Here is a 16,446-nt window from a genome sequence, read left to right on the forward strand (position 1 = left end):
CCTTATATCGTCAAGGCCCGGGTGATCAGATCGGCGGGCGGTTGGCCGGCGGAGATATCGAAGGCCGAGACCGGTCGCCAGAAGCGTCCATGCGTATTCGGCTCGCCTTCTGATTCCAGAGTTTGGAAGACATCTTGCGCTTTGGCCACCATCGCATCGATGTCCGCGCCCGCCTCGAACGCGCGGTAGATCGCATCCTCGGCCGCCTCGGCCAGTTGCTCGCGCGCCGAGGGCGCGGCCTCGGTGCGGACGCCCAGGACGACGATGAACCGCCGACCCGCCGCATCGATCGACAGGGTTAGGGCGCCGGTGCTCCAGCCGGGGCCGAAGCCGCCAGGGCCGAAGGCGAAGCGGACGGGCAGCGCGGCGTCGTGCCGGCTCTCGAACGCATCGCCCAGCGCCGCGCGCGCCGCCTCCAGGCCAGCGCTCGACCAAGCGTCCCAGGCCTCGCGCTCATCGGCCGCCAGACCGCGCGAGACGAAGTCGCCGTGCGCCGGCAACTTGCCGAACGCGAAGACGTGCGGGGCGCTCACAGCTTCCCCGGGCATCGGAACGACCACAGGCCCCCGCGTCCGAATGGGTTCTTGTCCGACGGCAGGCTGACCTTGAGGGAGAAGTACTGCGCGCCCTGGCCGAAGGTCGCCTTCACCGTCGTCGGGCCGGCATTCTCCTTCTGGGCGGCATCCATCAGGTGGAACAGCGCCCACGGTCCCTGGGCCTCGAAGCGCCGGACCTCCTTGGCGCCGGAGTAGAGCACCAGGCGGGCTTCCGGCAGGCTGGAGATGGACCACATCACCGCCCTGGTCCCGACGGTGCTGGGCTCGAAGCGATAGGTCGCCCCGGCCGCGGAGAACTCCGCGGCGGTGATCGCGCCGCCGAAGCCGGCCGCCTCGACCTTGAGCGGCAGGCCCGAGGTGAGGAGGTCGCGGACCTGGGCGGCCTTCTGGAACTGCTCGGCGCTGGTCGGGTCGAAAGTGGCGGCGATCGGATCCTCGCTCCGCCACCGCCAGACCGGCCCCGAGGTGACCAGCAACGACTGGAGGCGGTCGCGCACCAGGCTGTCGAACTGGCCGTTGAGGCCGAAGACCTGCAGCATTTCGCCGGTCGCGCCGTCGTTTCGCGCCGCGCCGTAGAAGGGATAGCGGTTCTCGCTGGCGGTGCGGCACGCGCCGGCCAGGCCGGACGCGTATTCCTGGGCGATGGCGTTCTGGGCCGACGACACCGCCGCGCCCTTGCCCGTCCGCGTGGCCTCGGTGACGAAGCCTTGCAGCTGCGGCGGGGCGACCACGCCGGCGGTGGCGACCTGGCCCAGGGCCGAGGCCAGCTCGCCTTGCGCCGAGACGCCGCCCAGGCCGCCGCCCGCCACGCCCGCGGCCATGTTCGCCGAGGCCGCCTGCTTGACCGCGGCGAGGAACTCGTCGATCGGCGCGGCGCCCTTGCCGTCGCCGACATAGTCCGCCAACGGACGGAAGTAGCCGGTGATGGTCTTGCCGGCGTCGACGCCGCCCGTCTCCAGCACCGCGCCGCCGACGATCTTGGCGGCGGCCTTCAGCTTGCTGGGCGCGCGGATCGGCGGCGGCTTGCTGAACGTGGTGTTCTTGCGCACCTCCAGCAGCAGCACCTTCAGCGGCGAGGGCGTGCGCGTGAAGGCCCCGAGGGCGGCGGGGCTGGAGAAGTAGTCGGCGGGCTTGAGGCCCTGCACGACGCCGTCCCAGGCGGCGATGTATTCCTTGGCGTAGAGGGCGGCCACGCCGGGTCGAACCTGAGTGATCTGGCTGCGGATCGCCGCCTTGTTGGCGTCGCCGCCCATGACCCACAGGTCCTTCTCGAGGTCCGCGGCGACGGTCTGCAGGCCCGGCTGGTAGGCGCGCTCGAAGCCCCCCCGCGTGAAGAAGTAGGGCACGCTGGCCTGCAGGACCGAGTCGCCGTTCAGGAAGGCCTGCCGGTCGCCGCTGGCCAGCACGGTGTCGGCGCGCCAGTCGGGCTGGTCGCTGGCCGAGGCCTTCTGGCGAAGGATGGCGTAGGCCCGGTCGGCCAGCGACAGGGTCTGGACCGAGGCGCGCGTCGCCTCGATCAGCGCCCCGTCGAGCGGCGCCTCGCGCCCGGGCCACACGCGGCCCAGCTGCGGGTCGGCCAGCATGGCGTCCAGGTGCGAGGCCAGCTCGGCGCGCACCTCGGCCCGGTCGTCGCCGGGCAGGACGGTCTCGCTCCAGTCCTCGGTCACCCACGCCTTGACGGCCTTGGCGTCCAGCGGACCCAACCCCCCCAGCATGAGATAGACCTTCAGCGGCTCGTAGACCTTGAGCGGCTCCTGGGCGTGTTCCTGCATGTAGCGCTCGAGGCGCAGAAGCAGACGCGGCAGAAGAATACGCTGCAGCGAGTCGAGATAGGCCTGCCTGGCCGCCTTGGCGTGGCCGCCCTGGAAGAGGCCCCAGCGCGCCATCAGGGGCGGACCGCCCTTGGCCTGGTCGCCATAGCCCCGTGGCAGCTGGCGCAGGGCCCGGATCAGGGACAGCGCCTGCTCGAGATCGGGGTCGCCCTCGCGCACTTCCACGAGGTCGACGCCCGTGTCGCGAACCTCGGCGCTGATGTTCTGCGCGCCCGACAACAGGCGATCCTGCAGGTCGCGGTTCCGCGCGAAGCTGACGGTCCAGAGCGACAGGATCACCACCGAAGCCAGGGCCACGGCGCTGATCCCGCCGATCAGGGCGGTGCGTCGGCGCGCGCGGGCCTGGGGCGAGGCTTGCACCAGCCCGGCCTCGGCGAAGATCACCTCCTTGAGGAGACGATTGAGGAAATAGGCCCGTCCGGCCTGGCCGGCACGCAGGGCGGCGGGGGCGTCATAGACGGCCGCGACGTCACCGAGGATGCGATCCAGCGGTGCGCCTTCCTGCACGCCGCTGGTGAAATAGAAGCCGCGCAGTTTGGCCGGCGCGTCCTGCTCGGCGACCAGTGCGCCATCCAGGAAGCGGGCGAGGCGCGTGCGAAGCGACGCCACCTGGGCCGGGAAGCCGAGGATCAGGCTGCGCCGATGCGGATCGATCTCCTCCTGAAGGCGCTTGGCGACGCGGTCGGAGAGGGCCTGGACGACGGCGTCGAATTCGGCCAGCAGGCCTTCCAGGTCGTAGGCGCCATCCAGCGGCAGGCTCGCGCCGAGCACGGCGCGGCGGCCTTCGACGTCCAGGTCCTCGAAGAACTCGCCGAAGCCCGCCAGCAGGTCGGCCTTGGTGAACAGCACATAGACCGGCGCGGAGACCTCCAGCACGCGGCGCAGCTCGGCCAGGCGGTGGCGCACGGCCACGGCGTGATCGTCCAGGCCCGCGCGATCGGCGTGCAGGATCTCGTCCAGGCCGATGGCGACCAGCACGCCGTTGATCGGCTGCAGCGGTCGGGTCCGGCGCAGCAGCCCCAGGAAACTTTCCCAGCCCTTCTGATCGACGGCGGCGTCGGAGGTCTGGATGGTGTAGCGGCCGGCGGTGTCCACCAGCACCGCCTCGTCGGCGAACCAGAAGTCCAGGTTGCGCGTGCCGCCCGCGCCCTTGAGCGCGGAGTCGGAGAACGGGAACCGCACGCCCGACTTCAGCAGAGCGGTCGTCTTGCCGGCCCCCGGCGGCCCGATGATCACGTACCAGGGCCGGGCGTAGAGATAGTCGCGCTGGCTGCCGGCCGCCGTCTTCAGCTTGGCCAGCGCCGCGCGCATCCGGCCCGACAGCGCCTCGGCCTCGACGTCGCCGGGGGAGGGGGCGGAAAGCTCGGCGACAATGGCGGCCGACGCTTTCCTGGCGTGCAGGATGCGCAGCGTGGCGAAGACGCCCCAGACGGCGGCGACGCCCAAGGCCAGCAGCAGCCGGACCCACCATGGTCGCAGGAACGGCGCCAGCAGCGGCAGGACCAGGACGAACAGGACGATGGTGAGGATCGCGGCCAGGCCGGTCAGCAGCCACCAGTTCAGGAGGAAACGCTTCATGGCGCCTGTTCACCGCGCGGAATGACGACCTCGACACGACGGTTCAGCGCCTTGCCGGCGGCCGTGGCGTTGGGAGCGATAGGCTGGCTGTCGCCGAAGCCCTCGGTGCTGACGCGCGCCTTGTCGCTCAGCTGGCCGCGGACGATGCGGGCGGCGGCTTCGGCGCGGGCTTTCGACAGGGCGAAGTTGTCCGGGAAGGTAATGCTGGCCAGCCGATCGGTGTCGGCGTGTCCTTCCACGCGCACCGCGCCACGCTCGGGCTCGATGGCCATGCCGATCCTGGCGAAGAGCTTGTCGGCGTTAGGTTCCAGCTTGTCGGAGCCGGACTTGAACAACGTGCCGATCGTCGTGCGGACACGGATGGACTGGCTATCCTGCTCGACGGCGACCAGGTGCTGGGCGATCTCCGGGGCCAGGAAGGCGCGGATCCGCTCGAGCTGCGTGCTCGTCGACGTCGGCGGCGGCGCGGCCTGCCGCGACATGCGCAGCGGCTGGTCGGGATTGATGGCCTTCAGCGCGGCGAGGGAGGGTTCCCCGGTCTGCATCAGCACGACGCGGAACAGGATGAAGGCCGCCAGCAGGACGCCCAGGGCGATCGCGCCCGCCAGGGCCAGGACGCCCCAGAAACTCACCCGGGCGGCGGGCGTCGGGTGACCCCGCCAGCGCGGGGTCAGCTCGGTCTGCGACAGGCCGCGCGTGTGGTCCAGGGCGGCGTAGGCGCTGGCCATGATCTCGTGCAGCTGGCGCTTGCCGTCCGGCGAGACGCGATAGCGGCCCTCGAAGCCGGCGGCGAGACAGGCGTGATAGAGTTCGATCAGGTCGGCGAACTGGGCGGGACGCGCCAGCATGTCCTCCAGCAGGCGCCAGAAGCGGTCGCCGCCGATATTCTCGTTGAAGGCCTGGACGACGAGGCTGCGGCGCGCCCACTCGGCGCCGTCGACCGCCTGGCCGGGCAGGTTCTGAGCGACGTCGTCGACGGTGGCGCTGACGGCGTACAGGGCGCGCTGCCGGGTCTCGGCGTCGTAGTTCGCCGCGTGCAGCGCCTTGTCGAAGGCCGCCACGCCGGCGGACGCATTGCGGTGCAGTTCCGGCAGGTCGATCCGCACGCGCCCGGATCGGACGCCGATGATCAGCGACAGCACCGGTGCGGCCGCCAGCATCATCGGGTTCCGCGCGCGAGCCGCCGGCGGGGGCAGGGGAATGTCGTCGTCGCTCGCGGTAGGACGGCGCCGGTGCGGGGAGGACGGGGGCGGGAGGTTCCCGGCGTAGCTGGGGTTGAACGCGGGTGACGGCGGCGAACCGGCCGCGCGCAGGTTCTGCAAGGGCGACGGCCGGAACACGGTCTTGTTCGGGTTCTCAGGGTCTTCGTCGCCGGTCATCGGCCGTTCCCCTTCACGCACCAGAGCTCAAGCTTCAGCTCGGGCCAGTCGCCGGCGACGTGCAGGCCCAGGGCCGCGGCGCTGGCGAAATCGCGCCAGTCGGGAACGGAGCGGTCGAGCTCGAAATAGACGTAGCCCGGGATGACCCGCAGCTGGGGCGGCGGCGTCGGCGTGTGGCGCAGCGGCACGCCGGGCAGGGCTGAATCCACGATCTCGCGCATCTTCTGGACCGCGCCGATCTTGGCCACGGACGGAAAGCGGCCGCGGATATCGTCCAGGGACGCGCGGGCGTTCACGGCGAGATAGAAATAGCCGTTCTTGTACAGGTTATGGTCGGTGATCCGCGAGGTGTAGGCGCCCAGGCCGGCCATCTGCAGCGGCAGCTGGATCGCCGAGCGGTCGAACACCGCCGACAGCGCCGCCTGCAGGACCTCGAAGACCGGCTCGAAGGTCGGCTGCAGCTTTTCGTGGATGTAGTCGGGAAACGGCGGGGTCCGGCGGTCGGGACGGGTCAGGGTGGCCAGCTCGCCGGCCATGCCTAGGAACGTCTCGTAGAGGCGTTCGGGATGCACGCCGGGAAGGGCGGCCAGATGGCGCAGCTGCGGCGTCCAGCGGTTCAGCGTCTGCAACAGCAGGAAGCTGGCGAAGGTCTCGGCGCCGCCGTCGGTGGTCTCGACCGCGCGCAGCGCCAGCTCGTCGATACGCTGAGCCGCCCGGCCGATGATGTCGCTGAGAAAGCCCGATAGGCGGCGACTGGCCTGGATGTCCAGCGCCGGCGGGATGTAGCGCTCGTCGAAGATCAGCCCGCCGTTGTGGACCTCGCGGATGCGCGCCAGGCCGAGCAGGACGCGGCCATACGTCTGGTCCTGGGTGACGCCGAAGGCGAGGTTGGGTCGCGCGACCTCGATGGGCTCCTGTCCGCGTTCCTCAGAGAAGGCGTCGGTGACGTCCTCCTCGTCGACCAGATAGCGCACGGCGCCGGTGTCGCGCTCCTCGCGTCCCTTGAACTCGACGGCGCCGGCCTGCCGGGCGGGCAGGGTCAGGTAGATGACCACATCCCGGGCGTCGGCGGGGACGTCGAGCGGCGGCGGCGGCGGCAAGTCTCCGGGAATTGAGAACGGCAACCCGTCCGGCAGCACGCCCGACATCGACTCGACCGCGAACTTGCCCAAGGCGGCCAGGTCGGCGTTGATCTTGAGTTGCGACACGCCCCAGGGATAGGGACGCAGGCCGCTGGCCCGGGCTGTAATCAGCGCCTCCAGATAGCGATCCTGCTGTTGGAAGTGCTGTTGTCGAAGGAAAAGACCTTCGCGCCACGCGACGCGGCTGTCGCTCTGCATACGCTTCCCTCGTTCCCCTGGGGGTTGCACTTAAACACTAGTCGCTAGAGCTACGGAAGTCGCATTTCCCAGATATAGGCTCTGGTTCGCCCACCCCACGAAGCTATGCTTTGGGAAACGCAAGCAAAGAGAAACGGATGCATCGCCGGACAGAAGACGAGACGTCTTTCGATCCCCGTCGTTGGGTGAGGAAAACTTCTCCGAAATCCGAAACGTCGCTGGAAAAATCAAGCTTGGCCGTAAAAAGCTTGGCTGTAAGGCGTCGTGGACTTGTCATGATTAGTGGTGCGGTCGGATTGATCGTCGTCGGGGGAGCGGGGTGGTTGCTGTGGCGCGGGGCCGCCAAGCCGTCGCGGCCTCAACCTTCGGTCGCCGCGCCGGCGGCGTCGCAGGGGTTGCGGCGAACCTTCGTGATCGCGCGCGTCCAGGATCTGGCCGCCGCGCTGGTCGCCGAGGGGGTGAGTCAGGACCGCGCGATCAAGCTGGGCCTTGTCGCCAACGAGAAGCTGGCCGCCGCGCCGGGGCAGTTGCGGGTGACGCTCCGCTTCCGCACCGCCCAGCCGGGCATGGTCGAGGACGTTGAGCTTCGGCGCGCCGACGGTTCCGGCCTGCTGCTGCGCGGCGACGGCGAGGCCAGGTCGCTGAAATCCGATCGGACCATCGAGGTCAAGGTCGTGCGGGGCGAAATGGACGCCAACAGCTTCTACTCTTCCGCCGTGGCGGCGGGCGTGCGGGACTCGCTGATCGACGACTTCGCCGCCGCGTTCGCGTTCGACTTCGACTTCCAGCGCGAGATCAGGCCCGGAGACATCTTCGAGGCCGCGTTCGAGCGCCAGGTCGACGGCGAGGGGGCGGTGGCCGGCAGCGAGCGGCTTGTCTACGTCTCGCTGCAGACGGCGACAAAGTCCCGCGCCCTCTACGCCTTCCAGCCGCCCGGCGACGTCCGGCCTAGCTGGTTCGACGGCAATGGCGTCAGCGTCGTGCGCGGACTGATGCGGACGCCGGTGAACGGCGCGCGCATCACCTCCAGCTTCGGACCGCGCCTTCATCCGGTGCTGGGCTACACCCGCCTGCACAAGGGGACGGATTTCGCCGTTCCGGTCGGGACCGCGGTTTATGCGTCGGGTGACGGGGTGGTCGACTTCGTCGGTCCGCACGGCGGTCACGGCCAGTTCGTCCGCATCCGCCACAAGGCCGAGTTGGAAACCGCCTACGCCCATCTGTCGCGGTTCGCGCCGGGTGTCGTCGTCGGCGCGGCGGTGCGCCAGGGCCAGCCGATCGCGTTCTCCGGCAATACGGGCCTCTCGTCGGGGCCGCATCTCCACTACGAAGTCATCGTTAAGGGCGCCCAGGTCGACCCCATGAGCTTCCAGCTCAACGAAGGGCGCTCCCTCAATGGTCAAGCTTTGGCGGCATTTCGGCAGGAGCGTGATAGAATTGACGGTATGAGGGTCGCGCAAAACGGGTAAGGCGAGAAAAAGTTCCGAGAGATTTCATCGAAATCATCAGCAAGCTTTGCTTTAACTAATCTGACGTCATCTGGTTGATCAATATGAAGTTTCCTCAAAATACAACAAAAGGTGGTTGATCTGTATTGAGTGTGCTGAGTGCTGACGCTAGGCTTCCGCGACCTCTGGCCAGCGAGAGAGAGTATGATTGTCATCATCGATGGAACCGGGCCCAGCGACGACAAGGAGTATGCGAAAGAGATGGGGAACTCCTTCCCCAGCCAGATAGCCAAGCAAGTTGTTGGAAGTACTTACTTTAGGGGGCCCTCGCTGACTGGTAGCGAGGTGTCGCAGATCGCCGACCGCGCCGTCGGCGCGGCGCAGGGCGGGTCCGGTCCGATCATGCTAGTGGGCTACAGCCGCGGAGGCTGTACGGCGATCATCGCCGCTAAGAGGCTCAAGGCGCAGGGCAAGCGCGTCAAGGCGATGTTCCTGTTCGACGCCGTCGACATGCAGACCAGCGAGCTGGGCTTGTCCCAGACCATTCCCGACAATGTGGACTTCGTCGCTCACGCGCGCACGGCCAGAAGCGTGGCCTTCTGGATCCGCAATCCGGTGAAGTCGCGGTTCTACTTCTACAATACCGGTCGCTGGCTGGATGGTCACGGAACCCTGGAAGAGAAGAAGTTCACCGGCACGCACGGGGCCGCCGGCGGCGTTCCCTGGGCCGACGTCGTCGGCGATCGCGCCTGCGCGCTCGCGGTCGCGGAGTGGATGAACGGCCAACTGAAGTCCCAGGGGGTCAGCGCGACCCTGAAGGCCTGATCCGTCAAAGTCGCTTCTTCAGAGAGGTGCTCCTTGAGTCCCTTCGACATCAGCGTCCAGGAAGCCCAGTCCTTCGAAGGCGGGCTCTTCCGTTTCACCACGATCGCCGGGCCCATCCGCCTGGTCAGGTTCAGTGACTCGAGCCGGGGCGCGAACGGCCGCCTCGGCCGGTTCTGGCTCTACGGCAGCGAGGTCGCCGAAATCCTGTCCGCCGGCCCGTCCGGCAAGCACTTGGTCAAGGAGGTGAGCCAGAGGTGGGCCGTCTGCGACGACTGGGGCGACAAGGGCCTGGTCTGGTTCATGGACGTGCCGCGCGGTCAGGCCGTTCCGGCCTGTTGGGGCGCGACCAAGTTCCAGCCCAAGGTGTCGGCCGCCGAACAGGATCGCGGCGGGCGCGCCACGCGGCGATCCTATGCCGGCGGCTCCATCCAGTTGATCATCCCGGTCAGCGACACCGGCCGTAATGCCGATCCATGGCTGACGTCGCTGATCTCGGGTCCTGTCGCCAGCGACAAGCTGGTCACGGCCGCCGACCGTTATCTGGCGGCCTAGCTATACCTCCAGATTCACTCCCTGCCTGCTTCTTTCGATCAAGGCCATCGCGCGGTTGGTTTCCCGGGCCGCCTTGATAGGGCGGAATATCGGGCCGGTTGCATCAACATTTGGATGCCGCGATTCCGCTCGCGGCGCCTCGAAGTGGGGCGCCCACAGAGGTGCATTGGGCCTATTCTCCAAGCAGAAAAGCTAGCACGGTGTCCCTGTCAGCCTCCGCCACGACGCCGAGGACATCGCGACGGATTTCAGCCCGCATCTCTTCCGAGATCACGAAATCATCGTCATCCTCGTCGAACAGCTTGCCGCCGTGCTTCGCCACGAAATATCGGATCCAGGCCGCCAGCAGGGCGAGGAAGGTGGGGAGGTCGGAGGCGAGGCGGACATAGGTCCATGTTCTCGCGCTGTGGCGGGAATAGCAGATTGAGCTGTCCTGTCCGACGCTGACCGGATTGCCCGTCCAAGCGGCGATGACAAAGCGATCGGCGGGCCAGGCGGCGATCGGCTCTCCGGTGATTCCGTGGAAGCGGTATCCGGCCTGGCGGGCCGAGAGTTCATCTAGGCCATAGAAATAGAGATCCTCGACAATCCAGGGCGTGTGGAACGCCTTCGGATAGCCCAGCTGGATAATCTCTGCGGCAAGCGTCGACCCGAAGACCGTTTCGCAAAGCCGAGCCACATCGCCTTCGGGCTTCTTCGGCGCGATCGTGAGGTCGGCTTCTCTGGCGGCGGGGAGCAGGTCGGCAAGGGCGTCGGCGTATAACATCGGCTTTTCTCCTCAGAGGCAGGCGCCAAACCACCTGAGCCAATGTTCGGAGCTGTCGTCCCGCTCGTCCGGCTTGAACTCAACTGAAGCGGTTCAAGAAGTGGCCGGCAATATCGGGCGCATTGATGCGCGAGGCCGAAGCGTTCTCGATCTCTTCGGCGGCGTTGCTGTCCGCTTAATGCGGCGACAATCGCAACGGCTGTGCTTGTGGCGCTGTTCACGCGCGCCCTGACAAAACGTCACGCCATGACGTCATTCCGGATCTTCCAGCCGCCCGATGACGCGCTGTTGATCTATCGATTTCTCACGAGCATCAATAATATTGGTCAGCTTGGCAGAATTTATCTCAAAATATTTATGCCTCTCATAGTAAACATCTTTCCCGCTGAGCTCATAGGCCTTGTAGGCGATATTCGAGGCCTCCAAGTCGTTCAGCAGCGACAGAACATCTCTCGCAGGGGTGGAGTCTAAGCGATCGAATAACGGCTTATCCAATACCGGCGTATGACCGGCGATGGCGTTTTTTACTTCCATAAGACCTTTTCCCGACAGGCGGGATATTTTTGAGATAACGCCGGCTGTAACCCGTTCATTGCCGTCGATCACCAGAACGATCCGCAACATCAATACCTCAAAAATCTAGAAGAAATTCGGGTTTAAGCGGAACGCCGTGTGAAGGATTCCGCCAATTACCGCCATGCCAGCCCTGAAAATGCTCGGAGAAGGTGACTGGCGCAATATTGCTCGGATCGTTCGCGAGTTGGGGATACTTAGACACGCTGTATTTATGGTGTCCGAAAATGCCGCGAGGCGTGCCGCCATCCATGATGGATTGACGCGCTTGCGCGTTCCAATTTCGCGTACCGGGCAGGCCGTTAGCTAGGTTCTGTCTTTCCTGATGCCAGAACTGATCAATCCCTTCCTGGCGTCGAGCGGTCAATCGGTCGTGCCACTGCAGCCGCTGCCACTCTGCGCGCGTGATCGTGCGGCTCTGGACTTTCTCGAGAAGTGCGGACCGCGCCTTCTGGGACAGTTGCCTGTATGGCGTGCCGTAAGGCTTCGGTTGCCCGTTACACGCCGCCAGCCCACTAGGATCTGTCCACGTCAGCGGGTCGTGCACATAGGCATGTGTTCTTAGCCCCCCATCGATGCCGATCGGGTCGGGCGACAGATACTGTCCAGTTTCCGGGTCGTAGTAGCGGTTGAGGTTGTAGTGCAGACCGCTCTCGGCGTCTTCCCACTGGCCTGGGAAGCGCAGCGCGCACGACGTTTCGTTCGTCTCGCGCCCGGCTTCGCCATCGCGTTCGCGCAGGACGTCGCGCGCTGTGCGGGTGCGGCCCCATAGCGCGGGCTCGGCGCGCCAGCGGCACGCACCGTCAGCACTGAACAGCGCGTGCGGCGCCCCGATCTGGTCGGCGACGATCGGCAGCAGTTCCGCTTCGCGGCACGCCGGTGCGCCGTCTTCCCCGGCGTGGACGAGTTCCTTCGCGAGCGGACGCACCCCATCCGGCTCAAAATGCCAGCGTTCGATGTGTAGCGCGATCGAGCCGGGGGCTCCCTCGCCACCGTCTCCGGCTCCGCGCCGATACCACGCTTCGGCGATCGCCTGGCCCTGCCACACATAGTCCACCCGGCGACTGGACTCGTCGAGCAGCGCCTTGCCCACCCGGCGCCCGAACGCGTCGTAGGTGTAGCGCCAGCGCGCGCCGTCGGGCGTCTCCAGCCCCACGAGGCGGTCGAACCCGTCCCAACGATAGCGCCAGCGCCGCGGGCGGAAGCCATCTTGCGTGAGCACACGTTCGGTCATGCGCCCACGCGCGTCGTAGCGGAACCGGTTGGGTCCCGCCTCGACCACACAGTCGCGCCAATAGCGGTGTTCGCCTGCCAGGCTCTCGGCGAGATTCATCAATGCGTCGTAGCGATAGGTCTCGCGGCCACCAGCGCGCTCCACCGTCACGGCCTGATCGCGCAGATCGTAGTTATAGCGCGTCACGCCCTTGTCCGCCGCCGAGCCGGTCTCGGCGGCGCCCGCCAGGCGGCCGAGGCGATCCCACTCGTAGCGGCGCGCCAGGGCGTCGGGCTCCTTCCGCCCGGCCGCGAAGACGGTGACGCCTCCTGCGCGCTGCTCCGCCAACCGCCCGCCCAGATCGTAGCGCTGGCGAAGTTGGAAGGCGGTTGGAGTACCGATCGCGGCCAGCTCGCGCAGCGTCTCGAGCCCGCTCGCATCGTGGGCGAAGCACAGCGCATGGCCGTTGCTTTCGTAGCGCGTGAGCAGCCCGGCCTCGTCGAACGCCAACGCCGTCTCGCCGCTAGGGCTGGAGCGGCCCACGCACCGTCCCGCCTCATCATAGCGATAGGCGACTGCGATCCCGTTCTGCTCCTCGCGGGCGAGCCGGCCCTTGCCGTCGTAAGCGAGCGAGACATCAGCGATCCGCCGCGGCGCGCCATCGGCCATTATCCAAGTGCTGGCGCCGACCAGTCTGTCTCGATCGTCATATCGGTAGGAGATCGCGTCTTCGCCCGCGATCACCCGCACGATGCGATCGCGCGAGTCCCATTCGAAACGCTGTTCCGCCCCGTCAGGCATCCGCTTGCTCTGGATGCGACCGAGGGCGTCGTGGTGATAGAGCGTCTCGCGGCCCGCCCAGTCGATCTGGGCGCAGAGTCGCCCGGCAGGATCGTATCGGAACCGCCACTGCTGTCCGGCAGCGTCGGTGATCGCCGCCAAGCGGCCCGCGCCGTCATAGGCGAACTGCGTCGTCGCGCCGAGCGGGTCGATGACCTGGCGCAGCGTGTCGAACGCGCCGTGGGCATAGCGGGTCGTTTGACCATCGTCCCGAATACGGGCCTTGATCAGCCCCTCGCCGTTATAGGCGAAGCGGACCTCCCCGCCGTCTGGCGTATGCGAATGGCTGACCAAGCCGCGCGGGTTCTCGGGCGAGCGCTGATACGCCCAATGGCTGGTCCGTCCGGCGGGGTCGGTGAGCGCCAAAAGGCGCCCCATCCAATCCCACTCGTAGCGGGTGACCCGGTCGCCAGGATCATGGCGGGCGAGGGGGCGGCCGGCCGCATCGTTTTCCCAATGCGTGGCGCCAAACCCGGCGAGTTTCTCAAGGACCAACGCGCCGCGTTCGTCGTACTCCGCATGGCCAGACGCGCCGCTCGCTTCCTTCCATGCGACGACGTTGCCGCGGGCATCATGGGTCCAGCTAGCGACGCCGTCCGCCCCCTCGACTTCGACGAGCGTCCCCCAGGCGTCATAGGCCCAGCGGGCGCTGCGTCCGGCCCAGTCGGTCTGGCCTATCAGGCGTCCGTCGCCATCGTAGGCGAAACGCGTCTCGCGGCCCGCGGGATCGATCCGGCGCTGCAATCGCTCAAGCGAATCCCATTCGCTGATCGTGCGCGCGCCGAGCGGATCTTCCTCCTCGACGACCAGGCCGTTGGCGTCGTAGCGGAAGCTGGTGACCGCCCCGGTGGCGTCGACATAGCGCGAGCGTCGCTCCTCCGGGAAATAGAGGAAGCGGTCGTTGAACATCCCTTCGCCGGTGTGCGTGCCGACAACCCGCCCCGCCGAATCGTAGGCGATCTCCACCTCGGTCAGGCCGCTGTCACGCCACCCGTTCAGCCACCCTTCGGGCGTGTAGCGATAATGGAATTCGCCGGTGAACGCGCCCAGCACATGCAGCAGGCGTCCGTCCGCATCATAGTCGTAGCGCACGAGCGGCTCGCGCTCGCCTTCCATCGACAGCGTCCTCAGCCAGCCCTGCGGCGTCGTTTGCACGCTGAACATCGTGCCGTCCGCATGCCGGATCTTCGTCAGGCGCCCTTTGGCGTCGCGATAGAACAGGATGCGGTTGCCGTTGCGATCCTCGATCCCCTCCAGTTCAAGGGTCGCCGCGTCGCCGACGGGCGCGAAGAGCAGGAACTGCTGGGTGCGGCTGTCGAACAGGCGAAGCTGGTCGCGCGTGCCGGTCAGCCAATAATAAGGCGCCTTGAGGTGGCGGGCGTCGATCTGGAACCCGCTTCCGATCGCGAACAGCAGCCGCTGGCCTTCCGCATCCTCGAGCAGCGCCGTGCCCGCCTTCGGGTCGAGCAGCACGCGCTGCGACCAATTGCAGATCCAGCGCGGGCCGAGCATGCCGTCCACCCGCATTCGCCCAGGATAGGTCCGCTCCAATCGCAAGGGCAGGATGCCGGGATACTGGAAGTCGGTCCGCTGGTCGGCATAGTCGCCCGTGACGATATCGACCGGCTCGCCGAACAGTCGCCGCAGCCCGCCGTCCAGCAAGCCGCCCTGGCGCACGGCCGACCGCATGCCCACGACCTCGGCCACCGAGAGCAACAACTGCTCCGCGATCGACAGCTCGGCGTCGGGGGTCCCGTAACTGCCGGTCGTATCGTCGCCGAGCACGGTGGCGCAGCCCTGTTGGACGACCGCATCGCACGACAGCTTGTGGCCGATGCGCGCCATCGGCAGGCCGTTGATATAGATGGTCTTGCTGCCCTCGATGATCAGCGAGGGGACCGACGGATGCTTGGTGCAGGCGGCTATGTCGGTGACGCGCGCCGCGGGCTTACCTTCGAAGAACACATTGAGAGAACCGCTGGCGATCGGGCCGGACAAGGTGGCCATCTTGGCGCCGGCCCCGGCGATCGCGGCGGTGACGAACCCGCCCGCCGCACCAGCGCCGAAGGCGACCGCCGCCCCCACAAGCGGCGCGGCCATCCCGGCCGTGCCGATGATCGCGGCGGCGCTCACCGCGACGAGGGCCCCGACGACGATACCGGCGGCTATGCCGGCCAGCAGCCCGGCAAAGGCGTTGCTATGCGCGATCTGGTGCGTGAGGTGCGCGGCCTGCTTCCCGGGCCCCGCGAGGCGCTGGGCGCCAAATTGCTGCGCGACCCAGAACGCCCCTTCGTCGGCATGGACCTGCTCGGCGATCCAGGCGCCCGCCATGGCCCCCGCGATCGGCGCGGCGACCCGGCCGCCAAAGCATTTCAGCGCGGTCAATCCGCCCGAGCTGTAGGCCGAATAGGCCCCTGCGGCCACGATGCCGGCGGAGGCGACGTGCCCCGTCGTCGCGATCGCCGACACCGTGCCCGCGTTGCTCGTGGCCGCGGTGCGCTCGCCAAGCTCGCGTAGCTTGTCGTGGGCGATAGGGGATGCGTCGGTCACGGCGCGAAGGTGAACGACATGATCGCCGAGATCAGCGCGTTCCGCGTTTCCTCATCGCGCCCGCCCGGGATCGATCCAGTGAAGGTGAGGACGGCATTGGCCTCGTGCAGCACCATGGCCATGACCTGATGGATGGGTTTGCCGTCGCTACGCCAGCTGAGCTCCATGAGCTGAGCCTCGCGACCATCGACCTGGCCGGTCGTGTCGGCGAAGATCTCGCATCCGGCCAGCTGCGCCATGAAGTTCTGACGCATCTGAGCGACATAATCGTGGAAGGTCATGCCAAGCGGTAGACGGTCCCGCGCGATGACAAGATTGGCCCCATGCGCCTTGGCGCCCATGGGCAAAAGCACGTTGACGCTCTGGTCCTGCCACTCGGAGGCCAGTGTTAGAGATCCTTCGGCGATCCGATACACTTTTTGCGTCCTATTGGTGCGGTGTGAAGCCCCTATACCCTAGGGCGCAAAGGTGGCCTACCCCCGTTCGGGGTTGAAATGACCAACTAGAAAGATTTCGTCGCTGATGAGGGGGATTCGCGCTTCGAGATATGAAGAGTTCGCAAGGTTAAGCTTTCCACGTCATCTTAGATCTCTGGCGGAGACTCGTTTTATCGACAACCCTAGAGGCGACGAAGCGAGCGACCGCCAATGACTTTGGCGCGACGTGATGGCGAAGCACAAGCTGTGCTATGGCACTTATTTGATCTGCCCTGTTGTCGGCGCTGCTGGGCCTCCATGATCTTGCCGAAGGTCGCGCAGGCGCCGACGGCATGCGTTGACGCTATTCCCGCCGCAGAAACCACTCCGAGAGACTTCGTGGATGCGCTCGGTGGAGAGATGGATGGCTGGGGCTATCTTGGAACCGATTGGCGCCCGCATCTGTCGGGGCCGGAAGGGATGGCGAAGGCGATATCCGGACCTTCGCTCACGTGCGGTCGAAGGTCCTGTTTCTGGAGGCAGACCAAGGTCAGCTCCTAGCGCGGCATCGCCCTTG

At 67.1% G+C, this 16,446-nt stretch carries 11 protein-coding genes; 3 read left to right on the top strand and 8 right to left on the bottom strand.

Annotated elements, in window-relative coordinates:
• Positions 1-2 precede the first annotated feature (2 nt).
• The 4 genes from tagF to tssK are packed head-to-tail and all read right to left on the bottom strand — an operon-like array spanning position 3 to position 6,686.
• Entirely contained in the window at positions 3-533 is a 531-nt protein-coding gene (gene tagF, locus AC1RRR_RS01495) for a type VI secretion system-associated protein TagF (protein WP_492809957.1), read from the bottom strand.
• Positions 530-3,967, bottom strand: a complete 3,438-nt coding sequence (gene tssM / locus AC1RRR_RS01500; protein ID WP_492809959.1) for a type VI secretion system membrane subunit TssM — start codon at positions 3,965-3,967, stop codon at positions 530-532. The genes tagF and tssM overlap by 4 nt, the downstream gene beginning before the upstream one ends.
• On the bottom strand, positions 3,964-5,346 hold the full coding sequence (icmH, locus tag AC1RRR_RS01505) for a type IVB secretion system protein IcmH/DotU (RefSeq protein ID WP_492809961.1): 1,383 nt from the start codon (positions 5,344-5,346) through the stop codon (positions 3,964-3,966). Before icmH ends, tssM begins: the two co-directional genes overlap by 4 nt.
• On the bottom strand, positions 5,343-6,686 hold the full coding sequence (gene tssK / locus AC1RRR_RS01510; RefSeq protein ID WP_492809963.1) for a type VI secretion system baseplate subunit TssK: 1,344 nt from the start codon (positions 6,684-6,686) through the stop codon (positions 5,343-5,345). The genes icmH and tssK overlap by 4 nt, the downstream gene beginning before the upstream one ends.
• A gap of 137 nt (positions 6,687-6,823) precedes the next feature.
• On the opposite strand from tssK, the gene AC1RRR_RS01515 reads away from it, so the two are divergent.
• The 3 genes from AC1RRR_RS01515 (at position 6,824) to AC1RRR_RS01525 (ending at position 9,511) form a co-directional block, all read left to right on the top strand.
• A complete protein-coding gene (locus AC1RRR_RS01515; protein ID WP_492809965.1) occupies positions 6,824-8,155 on the top strand; it encodes a peptidoglycan DD-metalloendopeptidase family protein in 1,332 nt (443 codons plus the stop codon).
• Between the two features lie 324 nt (positions 8,156-8,479).
• Positions 8,480-8,959: a thioesterase domain-containing protein gene (locus tag AC1RRR_RS01520; RefSeq protein WP_492809967.1), complete on the top strand. Its 480-nt coding sequence runs from the start codon at positions 8,480-8,482 to the stop codon at positions 8,957-8,959.
• Positions 8,960-8,992: 33 nt separating this feature from the next.
• Entirely contained in the window at positions 8,993-9,511 is a 519-nt protein-coding gene (locus tag AC1RRR_RS01525; protein WP_492809969.1) for a hypothetical protein, read from the top strand.
• A gap of 172 nt (positions 9,512-9,683) precedes the next feature.
• Here the strand turns inward: AC1RRR_RS01525 and AC1RRR_RS01530 are convergent, their stop codons facing one another.
• The 4 genes from AC1RRR_RS01530 to AC1RRR_RS01545 form a co-directional block, all read right to left on the bottom strand.
• Positions 9,684-10,277, bottom strand: a complete 594-nt coding sequence (locus tag AC1RRR_RS01530; RefSeq protein WP_492809971.1) for a hypothetical protein — start codon at positions 10,275-10,277, stop codon at positions 9,684-9,686.
• Between the two features lie 252 nt (positions 10,278-10,529).
• On the bottom strand, positions 10,530-10,901 hold the full coding sequence (locus tag AC1RRR_RS01535) for a hypothetical protein (protein ID WP_492809972.1): 372 nt from the start codon (positions 10,899-10,901) through the stop codon (positions 10,530-10,532).
• A 7-nt stretch (positions 10,902-10,908) separates the two neighbouring features.
• Entirely contained in the window at positions 10,909-15,453 is a 4,545-nt protein-coding gene (locus AC1RRR_RS01540; protein ID WP_492809974.1) for an RHS repeat-associated core domain-containing protein, read from the bottom strand.
• A complete protein-coding gene (locus AC1RRR_RS01545) occupies positions 15,450-15,869 on the bottom strand; it encodes a DUF1795 domain-containing protein (RefSeq protein ID WP_492809976.1) in 420 nt (139 codons plus the stop codon). The genes AC1RRR_RS01540 and AC1RRR_RS01545 overlap by 4 nt, the downstream gene beginning before the upstream one ends.
• Positions 15,870-16,446: the final 577 nt, after the last annotated feature.

The organism is Caulobacter sp. GW821-FHT12D05 (assembly GCF_058807295.1).